5 protein-coding genes are annotated in these 14,692 nt (G+C 68.9%); 1 reads left to right on the plus strand and 4 read right to left on the minus strand.

What is annotated here, in order from left to right:
* Position 1 precedes the first annotated feature (1 nt).
* Positions 2-946 carry a YbgA family protein gene (locus LXN00_RS09940; RefSeq protein ID WP_234507828.1) on the plus strand — a complete coding sequence of 315 codons (945 nt, stop codon included), beginning with the start codon at positions 2-4 and terminating at the stop codon, positions 944-946.
* Here LXN00_RS09940 and LXN00_RS09945 read toward each other — a convergent pair.
* The 4 genes from LXN00_RS09945 to LXN00_RS09965 all read right to left on the minus strand — a co-directional run bounded on the left by LXN00_RS09945 (position 943) and on the right by LXN00_RS09965 (position 14,691).
* A complete protein-coding gene (locus tag LXN00_RS09945; RefSeq protein ID WP_234507830.1) occupies positions 943-2,460 on the minus strand; it encodes a hypothetical protein in 1,518 nt (505 codons plus the stop codon). The two genes, LXN00_RS09940 and LXN00_RS09945, sit on opposite strands and share 4 nt — an antisense overlap.
* A gap of 1,475 nt (positions 2,461-3,935) precedes the next feature.
* Entirely contained in the window at positions 3,936-9,329 is a 5,394-nt protein-coding gene (locus tag LXN00_RS09950) for a hypothetical protein (RefSeq protein ID WP_234507832.1), read from the minus strand.
* The gene (locus LXN00_RS12645) at positions 9,326-12,004 is read right to left on the minus strand and encodes a hypothetical protein (RefSeq protein ID WP_267962790.1); all 2,679 of its coding nucleotides are present in this window, start codon (positions 12,002-12,004) and stop codon (positions 9,326-9,328) included. Before LXN00_RS12645 ends, LXN00_RS09950 begins: the two co-directional genes overlap by 4 nt.
* 47 nt (positions 12,005-12,051) lie before the next feature.
* Entirely contained in the window at positions 12,052-14,691 is a 2,640-nt protein-coding gene (locus LXN00_RS09965) for a hypothetical protein (RefSeq protein ID WP_418952992.1), read from the minus strand.
* Position 14,692 lies beyond the last annotated feature (1 nt).

The raw sequence follows: 14,692 nt of genomic DNA on the forward strand, positions 1-14,692 counted from the left end.
TGTGGAAGGTTCTTGGCCCAAGCCCCGCCTGGTGGTGAGCGCCTGCCTGGGCTTCGCCGCCGTGCGCTACTCCGGGGAGCTCATCCCCGACAAGGTGGTGGCGGCCCTGAGGGAGCATGTGGACTTCGTTCCCGTCTGCCCGGAGGTGGAGATCGGCCTCGGGGTGCCGAGGCCCACGGTGCGCCTGGTGCGGGGGGAGGGGGGCTCGAGGATGGTCCAGCCCCGGACGGGGGAGGACCTCACGGAGAGGATGCGGGCCTTCAGCGAGCGCTTCCTTGGGGGCTTGGGTCCGGTGGAGGGGTTTATTCTGAAAAACCGCTCCCCCACCTGCGCCCTGAAGGACGCTAAGGTCTATGCCCGGGCGGAGGAGGGCGGGGTGGTGGGCCGGGGCCCGGGCCTCTTTGCTGAGGCGGTGGAGAAGGCCTTCCCCCTCCTGCCCAAGGAGGACGAGGGGCGGCTTTCCAGCGCCCGCATCCGCGCCCACTTCTTCACCCGCATCTTCGCCCTGGCGAGGCTCCGCCGGATGGCGGACCTGGCGGGCCTCATGGCCTTCCACGCCCGCTACAAGCTGCTCCTCCTCGCCTACCACCAAGGCGGGGCGCGCCGTCTCGGGCGGCTCCTTGCCGAGGCCAAGGGGAGGCCCTTTTCCGAGGTGCTCCGGGCCTACGAGGAGGGCTTCCTCCTCGCCACGCGGCTTCCCTTCCGCTTGGGCCCCATGGCGGACGCCCTCCTCCACGCCTTTGGCTACTTCAAGAAGGCCTTGACCCCCAAGGAAAAGGCGCACTTCCTCGGGCTCCTTTCCGGCTTCCGGGAGGAGCGGGTGCCCCTCGAGGCCCCCCTCGCCCTCCTCCGCTCCTGGGCCCTGCGCCAAGACGAGCGCTACCTCCTGGACCAGGCCCTCTTTGCGCCCTACCCCGAGGCCCTCATGAGCCTGGCGAGCTCCTAGCGGATCCTCGCCCGGTAGCAGACCTCCCCCCCTTCCCCCGGGCCCACGTTCCCCACCTGGACGCGCACCAACCCCCCTTGGACCTCCCCCGCATCGTCCCCGCTCTGGGCGGTGAGGTGGAGGGTGCTTGCCCCGTGGGCCCAGCGGATGGCCCGGTTGCTGTAGTCCGGCACGTTGGGAAGCGCATCGGTGAAGAAGGGCACGGGGTCCGTGAGGGTAAAGCCCGTGACGGGTGCCGTCCCCAGGTTCTGGTAGGCGATGCAGTACTCCAGAACGTCCCCAGGCCTACCCTGGGCCGTGTTCCCGAAGGAGCCGTTTTGGGTCACGTTCCGCACCCGCTTGGTAAGCCGCACCTCGCCCCCCGTCACCTGCAGGGTGTCCGTGACCCCGTCGGGCTCCGCCACGGCCGGGTTGTTGCTCCAGGCGAGGGCGGAGCGCAGGAGGAGGATGTCCACCGCCCCGGCGGGCTCCCCGGCGGGGACGAGGGCCCGGACCTCGAGGGCGCACGCCTTCAGGCTCCCGTCCGCCTCCCGGGGCCAGGAAGGCCCCACGCCGAAGGTGTAGGGCAGGGCTTGCCAGTCCTCCCCGGGGCCGAAGACCCCGTCGCAGTTGGCGTCCAGGCGCACCTGGTAGGCGTAGCGGGGGGCGTTGGCGGCGCTCAGGGTCACCGTACCCAGGGTGCCCGGGGTGTAGGTGTGGGCGAAGGTGTGGGTGCCGGGGGAGGTGGTCTGGCCTGACCCGTCCGGGTAGAAGCGGCTATCCCGCACCACCCCGAAGTTGCGGCTGAGGGTGGTGCCGGCGAGGCTTGCGGCGCTTCCCAGGACCGCAACCGCCCCGGAGGAGGCGGCGCCCGTGGCGTCCTGCCAGCCCGTTACCTTCTGCGCCGTGCTCCCGTCGTTCCAGCCCGTGGCGGGGCGCAAGGGGTGGGAAAGGGTGACGTTGCCCCAGGCGGCGGGAATGTAGAGCCGATAGTAGCCGTTTCCGTCCGTGAGCGTGGTGCGGGTGTTGCTCCCATCCGTGGCCCGCACCTCCACGTTCCCCACACCCCTTTCGCCCCCGTTTTGGAGGGCGTCGTTGGCGCTCCCGCCCGAAAGGCCATTGTCCAGGAAGACCCGGCCCTCCACCACGAAGCCGCGGAAGAGGCCGAAGAGGAGGCCTTGCGTGTCGCCGCTCACGTTCACGGCCAGGCTCCCCGTGGCGGGGTTGATGAAGAGCCAGCCCGCCGGAGGCGTGGGGGTGGTGTCGGCGGCGTTGCTGTTCGTGTCCAGCACCAGGGTGTAGCTCCCTGGGGCTATTCCCTGGAAGGTGAAGGCCCCGCTTCCCGGGTTCACCTGGGCGGAGGCCACCAGGTTCGTCCCCGAGAAGAGCTTGACGTAGACCGTGGCGCCGTCCGTCCAGTCCTCCCCTGGGCCCTTGAGGCCGTTGGGCTCCCGGTCGTGATAAACGGTCCCAGACACCGAGAAGCAACTCCTGTAGGAGGGCCAAGGGGCAAAGGCGCTTTCCGATACGGTCATATTTACCCCTGATGCGCCGGGTTCACCTTGGTGATTGGCCGAAAACGGAGAACATCCAGTGCAGGGGCGGTAGGCACCTCCGGCCCCGCCACTCACGTCAACGCTAGCCCCGGAGGAGAAGTTCCTAAGGACGATACCTCCGCCGCCTCCTCCCCCTGCTCCGTGGGGGTCTGGTGCGGAGGATGAGCCGTAAACGGCATCGCCACCCCGGCCCCCGCGTGCCGAAAGGGATAGGGTGCTCTGAGGAGTTTCGCCCAGCAAGGTCACAATGGTTCCCCCGGCCCCTCCTCCGCCGGAGGCGTCCTGGTAAGCGTTTCCTCCAGGTGCGCCGTCAGCCTGTATCAGGCCTGGGCCGCTGACCTTTCCGCTGGCGAAGAAGACGATGCCCCCACCCCGTCCCCCATACGGATTGGCGTTGTTGTTGGCGTCTCCTGCTCCCCCGCCCCCTCCCATTACCAGACGCTCAGGGTAGAAGTTCCAGACCCCTCCGCCAAAGCCACCCATGTCTCGCGCGCCACCGGTATCTCCGACCCAGGTGTAGCCTCCGCTGCCTCCACGGCCACCGTTGCCTCCCCCGCCGCCACCGGAGTTGTGCCCTATTCCAGACCCCCCTGCGTTGCCCGGGGCACCCCTCCCGTGGTCGCCACCAGGGTATCCCTGGCTGGTATTAGTGATGGCTTGGCTTCCGTCCCATAGTCTCCTAGGGGTTCCAACGACGCCCTCGCCTTTATGGGCTCCATAAGCCCCGTCATCGGAAGCTCTAGTGTAGAGGGTGGACCCGTTTACCGTCCCTCTAGCCAGGTTGTGCCCTCCTCTAAACCCCGCTCCCGTGGCATCTAAGTGTGGCCCGGCCCCGCTAAAGGTTGTGGTGCCCCACACATCCAGGGCTATAATCCCGCCCACGGTTCCATTCCAGGGAAAGGCTTTCACGGTGCCGGATATAGTGAGGTTGCGGTACCGAGGTACACGCACAATCTGGTAGGCAAACCGTCCACTACCCTGGCCGTTGGTGCAACCGGGATTAGTGACCTCTTGGTTTCTGTACGTGTATCGCAACGGGGAGTTCAGGGTGAGGGTTCCTCCAGAAACCGAAACCACGGTTCGAAACTCGTACTGCCCGGCCTGAGGTGTGCCCATAAGGCCCCCCGCATAGTCCTCCGTGCGGGTACCTCCCGTGCCCCCGTTACCCTGCCCGTCCCCGTAGCGGTTGTTGTTTTCGCAGTTGATAGTGGCTCCCTGCATCTGGATGATGAGGATGAGGTCTCCAGGCTGGATGGGAGGGGCGCCCGTGGGCTCTGGTGAACCAGAGAGCTGGATCGTGGTCGTCCCTGCGGGTAGGTAGGACGGAACCGCACTTCCGCCATAGTAGCTGTTGAGAATCTGGGTGCCTGCGACGATGCCGTCCTGAAGAGGGCACATCTGGGAAAAACCTAAGGATAAGATTAGCCAGGCTAGTTTGGAAGAGTAGGCCTTTTTCATCGGCTACCTCCAAAGAAGTCTAGGCGCAGGTAGAAACCTTCGGGCTGGAAGAGGGTTTCCCCGAAGCCGTAGCCCAGGTTGAACCAGAGCCCGTCCAGCACCCTGAGGCTTCCCTCCACGTTGTAGGCCAGGCGGTCCTGGCCCGTGCCGGGTTGGAAGAGGTAGTAGAGGGCACCCCCTAGGCCAAACCGCTCCGTGAGATAGAGGTTGCCGCCCAGGCCCAGTTGGTAGGTGTTGGCCAAGGGGTCTTGGGGCTTCACCCGGTAGGCGAAGCCCGGGCGGAGCTGGAAGCCGGGGCGGTGGTAGGCGAGGAGGGCCTCTCCCTCCAGGACAGGCTCCGCCTCCCAGGTGAGGCGGTGGTAGGTGAGGAGGTTCACCTGGGAGGCGAAGAGGGCGTAGGCCACGGTGAAGCGGGCCCTTGGCTCGGGCAGGACCTGGTAGGCGAGGTCGGCGGACAGGGTGTTCTCCTCGTCCAGGCTTCCCGCCGCTCCCCCTTTGAGGACAAGCTTGGTTTCCTGGCCCAGGGAGGTTTCCGCCCCTAGGGTGGCCACGAAGTCCGCCACCTTGTAGCGGGCGGCGAGGCCGAAAGCGGTGAGGGTTTCCCCGGTCTGGAAGCGGCGCTCAAGCCCCGCCGAGAGGTTCAGGCTCAGGCGGTCCGTGAGGGGGAAGGGGGCCTCGAGGCCGAAGCGGGCCCGGTTCCCCTCGCCGCTTGCCGTGGGGAGCTCGTAGGCGAGGGCTAGGTTGGCGTCCCCCAGGCGCTGGCGGAGGCCCAGGGTGCCGGAAACCCCCTCGCCCCAGGTGTAGGCCAGGCCCCCTTCCAGGCGGAGGTTCGGGTCCAGGGGCCAGGCGGCGTCCAGCCGGGTGACGGCCTTAGCGGCGCTGAAGGGCTGGGCGTGGGTGAGGAGGGCCCGGGCCTCTCCCTCCTCGTACCCCGCCCGGCCCAGGAGGGCCCAGGCCCCCTCGTCCCACATGTAGCCGAGGCCAGCGCCTAGGGTGAAGGGGCGGGGCCGGTACTCCAAGAGGAGGGCGGTCTGGGCCGGGGTGGCGTGCTCCAGGGCCACGCCCAAGGGGCCTCCCTCGTATGCCAGGCGGGCCCCTCCTTGGAGGGCGGAAACACCCTGGGCGAGGTCCTCCGCCCGCAAGTCCCCCCGCAGGCGGATGGCCCCAAACCGGGCGTCCGCCCCGAAGGAGAGGCCGAAGCGGCCCTCCTGGTAGGTGGCCCTGAGGCTCAGGCGCTGACTCCCGGCCTCGTAGGTTGCCTCGGCCCCGTAACGCCAAGCCCCCAAGTAGGCGGCGGATAGGCCGAAGCGGAGGCCTTGGGCCTCGTAGACCCCGGACACGCCGTAGCCCAGGAGGTCCCTGGGGGCCTCCTCGGGGGCGTAGGCCGCCAGGAGGTAAACGGGGCTCAGGTCCGGGGTGGTGGGGAAGAGGGGCCGGGAAAGCTGGAGGTTCCCCAGGTCGTCCACCACGTAGTCCTTGCCGGGCACCAGGCGGGTTTCCCTGGACCCTTCCACCAGGGTGAGGGTGAGGGTGCCAGGCTTGGGCCTACGGGAGAGGCGGTAGAAGGAGGTGCCGTCGGGCCGGATGACCTCCTCCACCGTGTCCCGGGGGAGGAGGGCGAGGAAGGCTTCCAGGCGCCCTTCGCCCCGGGTGCTAAGGCGGAGGGCGGTGGCCTCGGGAAGGCCTGCTCCCAAGGGGGCCCTCTCGTAGCTCAGGGAGAACTCCGGCTGGTCGTAGCGGAAGGCCACGGGGTCATCGGAGGTGAGGGGGCGCTTCGCCTCCGTGGCGGCCCCGGTGAGGGGGAAGCGGTCCGTGGAGAGCTTGGTCCCGAGGCCTCCGGCGGTGTCCAGGGCAATCTGCCCCTGCCCGCCCAGGACGGGGCCCTCCGCGTAGGCCCGGGCGAGGCCAAAGAGGCGTAGGTTTTCCAGGGAAAGCCGGGAGAGGCTCGGCCCCAGGGCCACCCCCACGCTCCCCTGGCCGAGCCAGAGGGCCTCCTTGCGCTCCCCGGCGAAGAGGCGGGCCTCACCCTCTAGCTGGTTGAAGCGGGCCTTGACCCGGAACTCCTTGGGGGCGGCGAGGGGCTTGAGGAGAAGCTCGGCCCGGCCGTCCTTGAGGAGGATCTGGTAGCCGGAGAGCTCCAGGAAGGCATCGGGGCTTAGGGGCTCCAGGTCGGTTTCCACCGAAACGGGGCCAAAGCCTGTCTGGAGGCCGTTTTCGTCCAGGGCCTCCACCAGGACCTTAAGGGGCGTGCGCCCGTCCGCCTTGGCCTCCAGGAGGGAGAGCCTCAGGCGGGTGGGGTTCCCGGCGCGGAAGACCTCGAGGCGGTCCTGGGCCACCCCTTCCACCTCCAGAACGTTTAAGCCCACCTCCAGGGGCACCCCGTAGTACTCCAGGCGTTGCCAGCCCCGCCCCTCGTCCAGCTCGGCCTTCCCCAGGCGGTCTTGGCCTATGGGCCTCCCGTTCACCTTGAGGGTGAGGGGGCCCAAGGGGGCTTCCAGGACCACCCGGATGGCGTCCCGGTCCCGGAAGACCTCCCCGTCCCTGGGCTCCCGAATGACCCCCTGCCGCTCCCCTTGGAAGGGCTTGGCCTTCCGGTAGTCCTCCAGGGTCACCTTCCCCTGCAGGTACACCTCCCGCCCCCCGGCGAGGAGGGTCAGGCTGGGTTCGGCCAAGGGGGGGAGGGCCCGCTCGTGGCGGAGGCTAAAGCGCACCTCGCCCTCCTTCCGGAAAGGGAGGCGCCAAAGGAGACGGCCTTCCAGGAGGAGGGGGTCCTCGAGGGGTAGAAGCCTATCCCCCTCCGCCAGGCGGGCGCTTCCCGGCACGTAGGTGGCCCCTTCCGGGACGCTGAAGGCGAGGAGGAGGCCCTCGCCTTCCCCTTCCACCCGGAAGGGCAGGCGCACCTCGGAAAGCCTTTCTGGGATGAGGAGGGGCAGGGCCACCACGCTGGCCTCCGCTGGAAAGGCCGCCGGGGTTTCCCCCAGGAAGGCGCTCGCCCGGTTCACGTGGGCCCCGGGGGGAACCTCCTTCGCCTTCAGGGTGAAGGTGCGCGCCTCCCCGGGGGCGAGGGTGAGCTCCACGTCCAGCCCCTCCATGGGAAGCCCCTTGGAGGGGGTGTCCAGGAGCCGGAGGCGCACGGGGTGGTCGGCGGGGTTCTCCACCCGGAGGAGGAAGGTGGCCTCTGTCCCTTCCAGGACCCTGGGGGCCAGGGCTTCCTTGGTGAGCTTGAGGAGGGCGCGGGCTATGGGGCTTTCCGCCTGCAAAGCGCCTCCTTCGTACCGCAAGGTGGCTTGGCAGAGGCCTTCCCGCTCTTCCCCGAAGCGCACCCGGGCCTCGTAGGTGTGGACCCGCTCGGCCCCGGGGGCCAGGGTCCCCTCAAAGCGGGCGTTGGCGGGCTCCAGGATGTCCGGGCAGGCGTCCTCCAGGACGTAGCGCAAGGGGGCTTCCCCTTGGTTTTTCACCACCAGGCGGTGGGTTACCACCTCGCCCGGCAAGTAGCGCCGATGCGGGGTTTCCCGGGCGAGGGCGGGTTTGGGGAGGCGGACCTCCACCCCCGCTTCCGCCCGGGCCAAGACCTCGCCTTGGTGTAGGAGTTCCGCCCGGTTTACCAAAAGGCCTTCCCCCACCACGCGGAAGGCCACCTCGTAGCTCTTCCCTTGGCGGGGTTCCAGGTAGACCTCCTGGTCCAGGCCGGGCCCCTCGAGGCCCACCCCTCCCAGGTCCCTGAGCCGGACCTGCCCCGCCTCGTCCCCCTCGTTCACCACGGTGAGGCGGAAGCGGGCCTCCTCGCCCTTGGCCACCCTTGGGGTCAGGGCCTCCTTCTTGAGGGTGAAGGTGGCGGGGCGGAAGAAGGCGACCTCGGCCCCCTTTTCCAGGCCAAAGGGAAGAAGCCTCCCCCGCACCTGGTAGCCTCCCAGGGGCCCCTTGACCTCCACGGCGAGCTCCAGGGGGCGGTCCTTGCTCAAGGGGGCGGTGAGGCGGGTGGGCCCCAGGGGCTCCAGTTCGGGGGGGAGGTCCAGGGCGAGCTCTGCCGGGAGGAGGCCTGGGTAGGGGGTGGTGGCGCGGAGGACGAGGCGGGCCGCTTCCCCTTCGGGGCGGCGCTGGGTTTCGGGGGTGAGGGCGAGGCTCACCTCGGGCCGCACCCGGAAGACCACCTCCCGCTCCTCGCCGGGGAGGAGGCGGACCTCCTTGGGGCCCTCCACGGCGGCACCTTCCGCCTCGAGGGCCAGGGGGTAGGTGCCGGGGGTGAGGGAGAAGAAGGCTTCCCCGCTCACCCTGCGGCGCTCTTTGCCGAGGAGGAGGGTTCCCTCTCCCGGGCGCTCGCCCCCAGGCAGGTCCAGGAGGAGGCGCACCTTAAGCTTCGCCTCGGGCGGGGCCACCACGAAGACGGCCTCGCCCCCGGGGCAGCCGAAGCGGACCCTTCCACCCTCCACCACCACCGCCCCCTGGGCCCTAACCTCCAGGAGGCGGTAGCCTTGGGGTAGGTCCAGGAAGGCCAGGCCGTCCTCCGTGAGGGTGGGCTTCAGGTCCAGGGGGTTCCCGGCGTTGTCCACCACCGCCACCCGCCGGGGCCCGGGGGGAACCGCCCGGAAGCGGTCCTGGGCCACCTCCAAGCAGGCCTTCACCTGGAAGGCCAGGGTGTTGGAGTACTGCTTGGCGGTGGGGGGTTGGGCGAAGAGGAAGCGGGTGAGGCCAGGGAGGCGCACGGCGTACTCCGCCCAGGCCCTATCCCCCGAAACGGGGCGCTCCTCCAGGCGGCCATCGGGGAGCGCCACCTGGGCCAAGAGCTCTTCCGGCCCGTCTTCGTCGTAAAAGCGCACGGGGAGGGGGAGGAGGGAAGGGGAGGCCTCGAGGGCGAAAAGCTCCACGAACCGGCCCCGTTCCCCGGGGCGTTGCCGTAGGGTGAGGCCAGCCCCTTGGCCCCGCGCGTCCACCGCCAGGGTCATGGGGTCCAGTTGCACGGCGAACCCCTCCGCCTTCAGGAGGAAGGCGTTCTTGCCAAGCCCCTCAAAGCGGGCCACCAGGCGGTAGGGGGTTTCCTTCTCTAGCTTCCCTTCAAAGAAGAGGACCTCCCGATGGGGCTCCACCCCGACTTCCAACCGCCTCAGGAGGGTTTCGCCCCGGTAGAGCTCGTAGACTGCCTTGAGTTCGCCCTGCCCGCCATCGTAGCGCTCGTCCCCAAGCTCCTCCTGGCCCCTTAGGGCGCTCCGGTAGTCCTGGGGGTCAAAGCCCGGGGAATAGAGGACGATCCGCCCCTCCTCCCCTTGGGGGAGGAGCCAGGCCTCGAGGCGGTCCATCTCCCAGGAAAGGCCGGTGCCCACCAGGGTGGCCTTGAGCGCCACCTGGGCCATGGCCAGGGAAAAGGTGAGGAATAGGGCCAGTAGACGCCTCATGGGTACCTCCAACGCACCTCGGGGTCGGTGAGGAAGGCCTGGCCCACCTCGTAGACCAGGGTTTCCTCCCCAGCGAACTCGGGGTAGTGGAAGGCCTTCTCCCCGCCCTCGGGCAAGGGATCGGTGAGGGTGAAATCGGGGAGGGTTTCGCCGCTTCGCAACTTGAGCTCCACAAGCACCTTTTCTCCCATGCGGAGAAGCCTCTTCTCCACCACGAGGGGCCCCATGCGGAGGACCGTGCTCCTTTCCACCCGCACCCACCCTTTCGGGGGCACCAGGGGGAAGTCCGCCACCGTGGCCCCCTGCACCAGAACCCGCTTCCGGTACCCTTCGCCTAGGTCTTCCGGAAGCGGACGGGGCGGGAAGGGGGCGGAGGCGGGGTCCAGCATTACCTGATGGAGGCCGGAAAGGTCGCGGAAGGCGTAGCGGCCCTGGCTATCCGTGAGGGCCTGGACCCCGTTGGCAAGGAGCACCCGGGCCCCGGGGAGGGGGATGTCCCCGCGGCCATAGACGCCGTCCCCGTCCAGGTCCAGGAAGACCCGGCCCAGGAGCACCCCCCCGAGGGCGAAGGGCCCGGGGTCCACCTGGGCCAGGGCCTGGGCTTGGCCGCTCGCCACCACCGCCCCTTGGCCGCTCAGGCCCAGGGCCTCGGCGGTGTTGATGAGCTCCTTGGGGGCCTGGGGCAGGAGGCGGAGGGCGTAGGTGAGGCAGAGCTTGCCCTTGGCGGGAAGGCTAAGCCCCTCCCACACCAGCTTCCCCTCCACCACCTGGGGCTCCAGGGGCGTGCTCCCCTCGCAGAGCCGGGCGGTGCCGGGCTCGTACCGGGTGCCGGGGGGTGGGGTGTCGGTGAGGCGCACGGCGAGGGGGGCGGAGGAGGGGTTTTCCAGGGTGAGGCGGTAGGTGAGGAGGTCTCCAATGCGCGCCACCCTGGGGCTCACCTCCTTCCGCAGGAGGAGGTTCGCGCCGAAAACGGGGTGCCGCACGGGGTTGGAGGCCACGGGGTTCGGGGCCTCCCGCGCCCGGAGGGTGAAGGCGTTTTCCAAGAGGGCGTCGTCCGGGGTGTCCGCCTTGACCCGGGCCCGGAGGGTGAGGACCGTTTCCCCAAGGGGCAAGGGGTCCAAGGTCCAGACCACCTTGTGGCCTTGGGGGTTGTACACCCCGCCGTGGGAAGCGCTCAGGAACTCCAGGTGCGGGCTTAGGGCGTCCTCCACCACCGCTTGGGCAAGGGGCCCGAAGGCGTTCCGCACCCTGAGGGTGTAGACCACCTCCTGGCCCGGGCGGAGGGTGGTGCCGGCGGGGGGGTCTGCCTCCTTGAGGAGGACGAGGGCCTCCTCCCCCACCGCCTCGAGGTCATCCCAGGTGGCGTTTTCCGCCCCCGTGGCCAGGGAGCGGGCCACCACCTTGGCGGCGAAGGCTGCTGCCCCTTGCGCCCGGTAGCAGACCTTGAGGTCCCGCCGCTCCCCGGGGCCCAGGGCCAGGGGGTTCGGGAGGGGGGTGCCCGCTGGGTCTTCCAGCCAGACGTCCACCCCTAAAGGCACCCCCTCCACCCGCAGGGCGTAGCTATCCCCCACGGTGCCGGCGTTCTCCAGGGTGTGGAGGAAGCAGAGGGGTTGCCCCGCCAAGGCCCTGCCCGCCTGGCGGTCGTCCTGGGAGTCTTCTCCCCCGGGGAGGGCCCTGGGGTTCCCTCCGGGGCCCAGGTGGTGGGCGTAGAAGGGGAGTACCCTCAAGACCGCCCGTCCCTCCGCAGGCCCCCCGGGTCCCGTGGCCACGGCCCGGTTCTCCACGAGGCCCGGAGGCGTGGCGGGGGGCACCCGGAGGCGGAAGGTGAGCGTGGCCTCCTCCCCGGGGAGGAGGCGGGGGAGGAGGAGGCGCACCCCTCGGACGGCGGGGGGTTCCTGGGAGGTCCAGGCCTGGCCGTCAAAGTACTCCACCTGGCCCTTGGGGGCCTGGGCGGAGCCGGGGACGAAGGGGAGGGGGAGGGGGAGGTCCGCCACCGCCACCCCCTGGGCTTCCGACTCCCCCAGGTTGCGCACCCGGAGCACCACCGGGACCTCCTCCCCAGGACGGGCGGTTTGCGGCATGGCCTTCTCCAAGGAGAGGGCGGGGCCTTGGCGGGCCTCGAGGCGGGCCCAGTTCTCCCTGTCCTCCGCCCCATCGGAGCAGCGGGCGATGGGGCTAAGGAGAAGGCTTCCTGTGGCCGCCAGGGGGGCTTTTACCCGGACCACCAGCCTAAGGCTTTCCCCCATGTCCAGGGTAGCCTCCGTGATGGGATGGCCGTCGGGAAGAGCGTCCCCGTTTGGGTCGGGAAAGAGGGCCACCTCTTCGGGGTCAAAGTCCCGGGGGCCTAAGGCATACCCCAGGCCAAAGGTGAAGCGGTCGTTCCCCCCGTTGGTGAGGACATAGGGCAGGTAGGCGTACCCCCCTGGGCTGATGGAGGCTACCTGCCCAGGGCTTTCCTGGGTGCCGTCGGGGGAGAGCTGGGGAAGGCAGAGGGGGCGCACCACCGTTTCCGCCACGTTGGAGAGGTGGCGCTCCTCCCCCACCCAGGCCACCGCCTGGTTGCGGATCACGGTGCCGGCAGGGGTCAGGGCGAAGGCCAGGGAGAGGAGCCAGAGGAGCCCCACCCAGAGCCCTGGGGCAATCCTTCTCCTGGCCTTCACGTCTCGCCGCATCATCCCTAAGCCTCCCCTCTCCCTGTGAAAATCGCGTCAAAAATCCCTTCTCAAAAGGCTTTCTCCTTTTGTCGGCGCCCCATAAGGGGGCCCCCCCCCCCCGNGGCCCCTGGGGGCATGACGTCGGCGTCGGTGATGTCGCCGTCCCCGTTCGTGTCCACCCCCACGTAGACGGTACCGCCGGTGGGCACGCTGGTGGGTGCCGTCTGGCTCCAGGTGGTGCCGTCCGTGGAGTAGAGCACGGCGCCGCTAAAGCCGGAGATGGTCGCCGAGACGCTCTGGAAGGTGGTGTAGGCGGGGATGGGGTCGGAGATGATCACCTTTTTGAGGTTCCCGGTGCCGATGTTCTCGGCCCTGATGGTGTAGGTGAGGGTCTCGCCCGGGACGGCGTCCGCCTTGTCCACGGACTTGTTGAGCCTGAGCTCCCCGCCCACGATGGTGGTGGTTTCGGTGGCGGTGTCCGTGGCCTCGTAGGCGTTGTCGGGCGTGCCGGTGGTGACGTCGCAGTTGGCCCTGACCGTCTTCACGTCCACCCGGCCCACGGGCTCGCCCGCCGGCACCGTGACGCGCACGTAAATGGTCGCCGTGCCGTCGTTCGGCCCCACGTACACGTCTGCCAGGCCGCCGTACCAGGTGGTGCCGTCGGTGGAGTACTGGTAGGTCCAGCCGTAGGCGCCGCCGCTACCGGAGATGTCGCAGTAGGCGGGGGCGTTGGAGTTGTTGAGGAGGGTGTGGGTGTAGACGATGGTGCCTGGGCTCGTGACGGTGCCGGAGCGGTCGGGGTCCAGGCTGACCTGGGCTACCAGGTTGACGTTCACCTGGCTGGCGACGGTATCCGACACTCCCGACAGGGTGGTGCTCGTGGCGGTGAAGGACACGGAGTTGGCGCCAGGCGCAGTCCCGGCGGGCACCGTTACGGCGGCCACCACGCACTGCTTAGCTCCAGGGTTCAGCAGGTTGGTGTTCGTGATGGGCGCCCCATCGGGCGTGCCGTTGCAGTCCGGGTCGGGGTAGAAGACCACGCTCCACCCCTGGGGAACTGCGGCTGTGAGGTTGTAAACGTCGGGGTTAGCCCCTGCGTTGTACACCTCCAGGGGGAAGTACACGGTCTGCTCGGGGTCGGCGGTTTGGGCGGCGGGGTTGTCGTTGTTGGCGTTGTTATCCCCGCTGTACCCCTTGGCAGCCAAGTCCACGGCGTAGCCAGGGAGGATATCGGTCACCCGATCCGTGGTGATGTCGGATTTGCTGGGGTCGTTGACGCTTGTGGCCTTGAGCTCCACCTTATAGGTGGTGGTGGCGCCGTCGGCCGGGTTTTCGTAGTACCCAGCGGGAAGCTGGCACTTAACCACCACGTTGAGGTCGGCGTTGGGCGCCAAGGGCCCCACGGGTCCAGAGATAGGAGTAGTGCCGTCTGCGGCGTAGAGTTGGCACGCGGTGCCCGTGGGGAAAGTGGAGTTTTGAAGCGTCAGCGCGAAGCTATCTGGAGCGTTGCCGTTGTTTCGCACCACGTTGGTGAAGGTCACCGTTTGCCCAGCGTAGGCGCTCGGCACCACCTGGGTTTCGTTGCCCAAGGTGACGTTGCCAGGGTACCCTACCAAGGGCTGGTACTGGGCCGCTACGGTGTTGGTGGTGGTGTTGGTGGTCACGCTCCGGTCCTGGGTTCCATCGTTGAACCGGACGGTGGCGCTGTTGGCGTAGCTGGCACCCGCCGGAGCGTTGGACGGCACCTGGGCGGCGAAGCTGAAGCTGTACTGGGCCCCTTGCGGGAAGAAGGCGCCGGTGTCCTCAAGGAGCATGCCGATTTTCTTGGTGCCATCTCCCGTGATGGGGAGGAGGGAGTTGGTGAGCGTGACCCAAGCGGTGCCGTTGTAGTAGACGTAGCGCACTGTGCCCGCCCCAGCGGTGCCTGTGGGCATGGCGCTCACAGTGAGGCCATTGGGGATGGTGTCCTCCACCAGGATGCCCGTCCTGGCCTGGCCGTCCACCGTGACGCTCACGCCGTATGCGGCGCTACCGCCGGTGTTGGCGCCGGAGATGGTGTAGGTGATGGTGGCGCCGGGGGCCACGTTGCCGGAGGGCGAGGCGCTCTTGAAGGCGGTGAGGGCGGCGGCGGTGGTGGCTGAGGCCCGGGCCCAGTTGTCCGCGTCCGTGACGTTGGTGTTCCCCTGGGACTGCCCGGTCAGGTTGAGGTTGCCGTACTGCCCGTTTTGGGCTGTGGTGGGAATGGTGGCTGCCACGATCACGCAGGCCTGGGCGCCCATGGCCAGGGTGACGCTCGTCACCTGGACTTCGCCCGCATCCACGTTGCCGTTGCAGTTGGCGTCCAGGTAGATGCGGACGTTTTGCAGGTCAAAGTTGTCCTGCGTCCCCTGGACCGTGATCAGGCTGATGGTGTCGGTGCCGTTGCCGTTGTTGGTGACCGTGTACTGGAAGAGCACCTGGCCTCCGGGCAGGTTGGAGCGGGTTTGGCCCGGAGTTCCTTCGTTAGCCCCGTTTGGGGTAATGGTGAAGGCGTAAACCTGCTGGACGATGGTGGTGACCAGGTTGGACGTGGTGGTCCTGGGCTGGCCCGCCGAGTCCACATAGCTGGCCGAGGCCTGGTTGGTGATGGCCGTCCCGGCGGGGGTCATGGCCAAGGCAAGGCCCAGGGCCATGAGCAGGGTAGCCACAAGATAGCGTCCTCTTATCATC

Origin of the sequence: Thermus brockianus (genome assembly GCF_021462505.1) — a bacterium.
Classification (GTDB): domain Bacteria; phylum Deinococcota; class Deinococci; order Deinococcales; family Thermaceae; genus Thermus; species Thermus hydrothermalis.

Coding starts and splice junctions, on each gene's coding strand:
- LXN00_RS09950 (WP_234507832.1), bottom strand. CDS start 9,329: ATGAGGCGTCTACTGGCCCTATTCCTCACCTTTTCCCTGGCCATGGCC.
- LXN00_RS12645 (WP_267962790.1), bottom strand. CDS start 12,004: ATGATGCGGCGAGACGTGAAGGCCAGGAGAAGGATTGCCCCAGGGCTC.
- LXN00_RS09945 (WP_234507830.1), bottom strand. CDS start 2,460: ATGACCGTATCGGAAAGCGCCTTTGCCCCTTGGCCCTCCTACAGGAGT.